Source organism: Actinotignum sp. usb-actsch-213, from assembly GCF_059085665.1.
On sequence record NZ_JBHNSQ010000074.1, the window covers coordinates 1 to 4984 of the forward strand.

General features: G+C 61.4%; 5 protein-coding genes. 4 read left to right on the top strand and 1 reads right to left on the bottom strand.

What is annotated here, in order from left to right; all coding sequences use genetic code 11:
• Positions 1 to 779: FKBP-type peptidyl-prolyl cis-trans isomerase (locus tag AC5RK6_RS07750; RefSeq protein ID WP_493926414.1), on the top strand; the 779-nt coding region annotated here is incomplete at its 5' end.
• Here AC5RK6_RS07750 and AC5RK6_RS07755 read toward each other — a convergent pair.
• Positions 776 to 1369 carry a nucleoside/nucleotide kinase family protein gene (locus AC5RK6_RS07755; RefSeq protein ID WP_320757177.1) on the bottom strand — a complete coding sequence of 198 codons (594 nt, stop codon included), beginning with the start codon at positions 1367 to 1369 and terminating at the stop codon, positions 776 to 778. The genes AC5RK6_RS07750 and AC5RK6_RS07755 overlap by 4 nt on opposite strands.
• A gap of 98 nt (positions 1370 to 1467) precedes the next feature.
• Here AC5RK6_RS07755 and AC5RK6_RS07760 point away from each other — a divergent pair, with 98 nt between their 5' ends.
• From AC5RK6_RS07760 to pyk, 3 genes are all read left to right on the top strand, one after another.
• Positions 1468 to 2364, top strand: a complete 897-nt coding sequence (locus AC5RK6_RS07760) for a beta/alpha barrel domain-containing protein (protein ID WP_435730866.1) — start codon at positions 1468 to 1470, stop codon at positions 2362 to 2364.
• Positions 2361 to 3353 carry a prolipoprotein diacylglyceryl transferase gene (gene lgt, locus AC5RK6_RS07765; protein ID WP_320757175.1) on the top strand — a complete coding sequence of 331 codons (993 nt, stop codon included), beginning with the start codon at positions 2361 to 2363 and terminating at the stop codon, positions 3351 to 3353. Before AC5RK6_RS07760 ends, lgt begins: the two co-directional genes overlap by 4 nt.
• 160 nt (positions 3354 to 3513) lie before the next feature.
• Positions 3514 to 4944, top strand: a complete 1431-nt coding sequence (gene pyk, locus AC5RK6_RS07770; RefSeq protein WP_435730868.1) for a pyruvate kinase — start codon at positions 3514 to 3516, stop codon at positions 4942 to 4944.
• The last annotated feature ends 40 nt before the right edge of the window (positions 4945 to 4984 follow it).

The following is a 4984-nucleotide window of genomic DNA, read 5'->3' on the forward strand; positions in this document are numbered from 1 at the left end:
TGGATGTCACAGGTGCTTTTGGAGCTCCCGTCACCATCTCCGTGAGTGGAAACCTCCATGTAGACGGGGTACGCCAGGATGTCCTCATCCCGGGAGACGGGGTGGAACTGGCCGAAGGAAGCCCGGTCCTCGCCCGCATCACCTCCTTTGACTCGCGTACCGAAGCTCCGGTGGAAGGCTTTGCCACCGGCGGGATTACTCTCGCTACCGTGAGCCGGGCCGGAGTGGGGGAGCTAGCTCCCTATATCAGCGGACAGCGGGAAGGCAGCCGCCTGCTCATCCAGCGCGAAGAATTAGTCGCAGGAGACCCCGGTGCGGTAGAAATCGTTATTGTCGATATTCTTTACACAAATGCACGCGGGGCGGCAGCGTCTCCGCCGGCCACGCCACCGGCAGGAATGCCGGGACTGGCAAGCGGAGAAGGTGTGGCACCCGTGCTTACCGGGGGTGGCGGGCCCATTCCGGAATTCGCGGTGGTGCCCCTCGTGCTCGGGCGCGGTGAGCAGGTAGCCGCCTCGGACGAACTTGTGCTCAACTACTTCCTCGTGGATCCGAATGGGCAAACGGTTGACTCCAGCTGGACATCCGGGCCGGTGCGTGCCGCCATGGGCGATCTCATGGATGGGATGCGCAAAGGTTTGGTCGATCAGCGGGTAGGTTCGCGGGTCATGATTCTCATTCCGGCTAGCCAAGCTCGCGGGGATACTGACCTTGTGGCCATTGTCGATATTTTGGCCACGGGTCAGGCACTCACCCAGATTCGCGCCGGAGCTGCCTAATGACCGCGCATCTCCACGTGTAGCTCTCCCGCATCCCAGCTCGCTACCGCCTGTGCCAGGGCCGGGGTGTCTCTTTTTGTGAGTAGCGCACGTTCCTGGGCGGCCCACATATCCCACCAGCCACTCGGATCTCCCTCACGCTCCCGTACCCGCGCCTGCCGGAGATAATCCTCACATTCCATCCAGATTGTGGCGGTGCACAGCGGCGCACAGGCCGCCGAAGCCGCCCCGCAGCCTTCCAGCAGCAGTACCTCGGTGAGCTGGTCGGCCGGCACCGTTACCGGAGCGTCGTAGCAGCTCAGATACCAATTCCAAGGCTTCACCCGCGCGCTTTCCCCACTCAGAAAAGGCACCAGAATCTCACGGGCTACCCGCTCCACGCCGCGGGCCAAGCCATCCCACCCGGGTACGAAATGTTCCACTTCGAGGATTTCGACCGCCAGCCCGCTCTCGCGTAGCCGCGCCGCAAGAGCCCGCGATAGCTGGGTTTTCCCGGCTCCGCTGCGCCCGTCAATGCCGTAGATTCGCCGGCCTTTTCCACGAAGTACCAGGGCCGCGAGGAGACCCAGGCCGTCCGTGCCATCTTTCATGTTCCTCACCTATTCCTGCGTCTTTTTTGTCACCCCGTGCGGGTACTCTATGTCATAACCGGCACGCGGAGCGAAGCTCACCGAGAGCGGGAGGCACAGTGGCATGGTTTATTGATGAGGTAGCACAGCGGGTGCGGGCCGCCGCTTGGCAGGTCTCAGACCAGGAGCGTGATGCGCTGCGGCGCGCCGTCCAGGCAGCTCCTGCACCACGCGAGTTTTACCGCGCGCTCGCGCCCAGTCCGCAGCGTCCCATCGGTGTCATTGGGGAGATCCGCAATTTGGACGGAAATCCTTCCCCTGCCCCGGAATATTTGGAAGCTTTTACGGAGGCCTTGAGCGCCGGGGGAGCGGCTGCGATCTCTGTGACGGCCCCGGTTATCCCCGGAGGCCTCGGCCTCCCGGCGCTACGGCGCGCCCGCGCCATCGGGGTGGGTCCGCTTCTCTACCGTGATGTCACTGTTTCCGCGGTGCAGCTTTTACGGGCTCGTGCGGCGGGCGCGGATGCTGTTTCGCTTACCCCTCGCATCCTCTCCGATGTGGAACTTGAAGCACTGGTGGAACGCGCGCGATCCCTCGGTATGGAACCCTGCCTGGAAGTGGAATCCGAAAGTGACATAACTCGCGCGATTCGCTGCGCGGCGCGCGTTATTGTCGCAGATTCGCGTTCCGCCACAGATTATCCGCAGCTTTTCGAGCAATTGCCCTACACCTGCGTGCGGGTGGTACGGCGCGGGGTACGCAATCCCCGGGATGTTTTCACCGCGGCACGGCACGGTGTAGGGTGCTTTATCGTAGGGCGGGCCCTCCTCGAAACCGATGATCCGGTCGGGCTTGTGGCTCGCATGGCAACCGCGGGGCGGCATCCGGCCGCGTTGCTCATGGCCGAACGCATCGCGCACGTAACTGAACATACCCTTGACGTTACCGAAGATACAGCCCAGGCACCCGGGCTCGGGCATCCGCCCCACGCCCCCGCAGAAGAAGGGACACGATGATTCCAACAGCTATTCCGGCTCCCGAGCATTCCGAATGGGTGCTTTTTGAGACCTCCGGATTTTCCCTCTCCATCAAGTTCTACGCGATTGCTATTGTCATCGGCATTATCATCGCGTATGCCGTGACGGAACGGCGCTACGTTGTGAAAGGCGCGACCCGCGATGTCACGCTTTCGATCGCGCTGTGGGCAGTTATTTTCGGGATTATCGGCGGGCGGCTCTACCATGTGATAACGGACTACCAGCTGTATTTCGGCCCCGGCCGTGATCCGTGGCGCGTCTTTGACCTACGCGGAGGCGGTCTGGGAATCTGGGGTGCGGTTGCGCTGGGTGGTGTAGGTGCCTGGATTGGGTGCCGCCGCAACGGTGTCCGGCTCCTGCCCTTTGCCGATGCCCTTGCTCCGGGCCTTCTCATTGCCCAGGCCATCGGCCGCCTGGGCAACTACTTCAACCAAGAACTTTTTGGCGGCCCCACCTCACTACCGTGGGGCTTGGAAGTGGACGGCGCGCACCGCCCAGCCGGTTTTCCACCCGATCAGCTCTTCCACCCCACCTTCCTCTACGAATCCCTGTGGTGCCTAGGTGGCGCCGTCGTACTTCTTCTCCTTGAAAAGCGCTTCCACCTGGTGGCCGGGCAGCTTTTTGCCGCATATGTCATCGCTTACACTCTCGGCAGAGTGTGGATTGAAAACCTGCGTATCGATCCGGCGCACCTCGTTGCTGGTTTACGCCTCAATGTTTGGACATCGCTTCTCGTTTTACTCGGCGGGATCATTGCCCTCGTTATCCTACGACGCGCCTATATGCGTGATTCTTCTCGCGATCACGTGTGGTTGCGGGCCCGCCCCGAGCCAGAAACTGAGGGAATCGACACGTCACAGAACAACGACGCCGCAGCGGGCGCAGCCGCCGCTGTGCATGAAAAAATGGAAACTCCCGGGATTGCAAGTAAAAACGATTCCGCCACCGCGGCAAAGGAATCCGAATAGGGCGTGGGTAACCGCTCAGTGAACGGGTGAAGCCGCTGCCCGAACCGTGCGCTAGCGTAAAGATGAGCTCCGGGAGCGGGGCTCATAACGGTGCATATTTACCAGGACGAGTGCCTTGAGTCCCGATGGGGAAACAGGGCACTCGGGTAAGATAGGAAACATGCGTAGAGCTAGAATTGTGTGTACGTTGGGTCCTGCTACGGATACCTACGATCAAATCCTTGAACTTGTTAAAGCCGGCATGAACGTGGCGCGTATTAACGCCTCCCACGGTTCGCATGAAGAACACGAAAAGCGCATTGATAATGTGCGCGCCGCCGCGAAGGAACTGGGTATCCCGGTTGCGGTACTCGTTGATTTGCAGGGCCCGAAGATCCGTCTCGGCCGTTTTGCCGAAGGCCCGGTTCAGCTGAACGTGGGCGATACCTTCACCATCACCACCCGCGATATCCCCGGCACGAAGGATATCTGCTCCACCACTTTCAAGGGCTTGGCGGGCGATTGCAACCCCGGCGATGTGCTCTTGATCGACGATGGCAAGGTCTCCGTGCGTGTCGTGGAAGTTGTGGACGGAACTGACGTGGTCACCCGCGTGGAAGTCCCCGGTCCCGTGTCCAATAACAAGGGTATTAATCTTCCCGGTGTGGCGGTGTCCGTTCCTGCCATGTCCGAAAAGGATGAAGAGGATCTGCGTTGGGGTCTCAACTACGGTGCGGATCTTATCGCGCTTTCCTTCGTGCGTGATGCCAAGGATATTGACGATGTCCACCGCATCATGGACGAAGAGGGCATCCACCTGCCCGTTATCGCCAAGATCGAAAAGCCGCAGGCCGTGGCCAACCTGGATGACATCGTCCAGGCCTTCGACGGCATTATGGTTGCCCGCGGTGACCTCGGCGTGGAACTGCCCCTCGAGCAGGTTCCGCTGGTGCAGAAGGAAGCCATTTCGCTGGCCCGCAAGCGTGCCAAGCCGGTTAGTCTGGCCACCCAGGTTCTCGAATCCATGATCCAGAACCCGCGGCCCACCCGCGCTGAGGCTTCTGACTGCGCCAATGCCATTCTGGACGGTGCGGATGCCGTTATGCTTTCCGGGGAAACCTCGGTGGGTCTCTACCCGATTGAGTGCGTGAAGACCATGGCCTCCATCGTTTCCTACACGGAGGAACACGGCCTGGAGCAGATCCCGCAGCTCTCTTCTCTGCATCGCACCCGCAACGGTGTTCTCACCCGCTCCGCTCTGGACATCGGTGAAGCCCTGGGTGTCAAGGCAGTTGTGGTCTTCACGGAAACCGGGCATACCGCCCGCCGCGTGGCACGCAACCGCTCCCGCCTGCCGATCATCAACTTCACTCCTTCGGAGAAGGTCCGCAACCAGCTTGCCGTGCTGTGGGGCAGTGAAACCTATACGGTGGATCATTCGGCTGCCACCACGGACGAAATGGTGCAGCAGGTGGAAGACCGTCTTCTCGAACTGGGCCGCGCCCAGGTCGGTGACCGCGTGGTGATCGTGGCCGGTATGCCCTCGGGTGTGGCCGGCTCCACCAACACCCTGCGTGTTCACAAGATCGGTGAAGAAACGGGCGTTGCCTAAAACTCGCGAACCGTGCTGGGCGCGCCGGATGCGTGCGTAG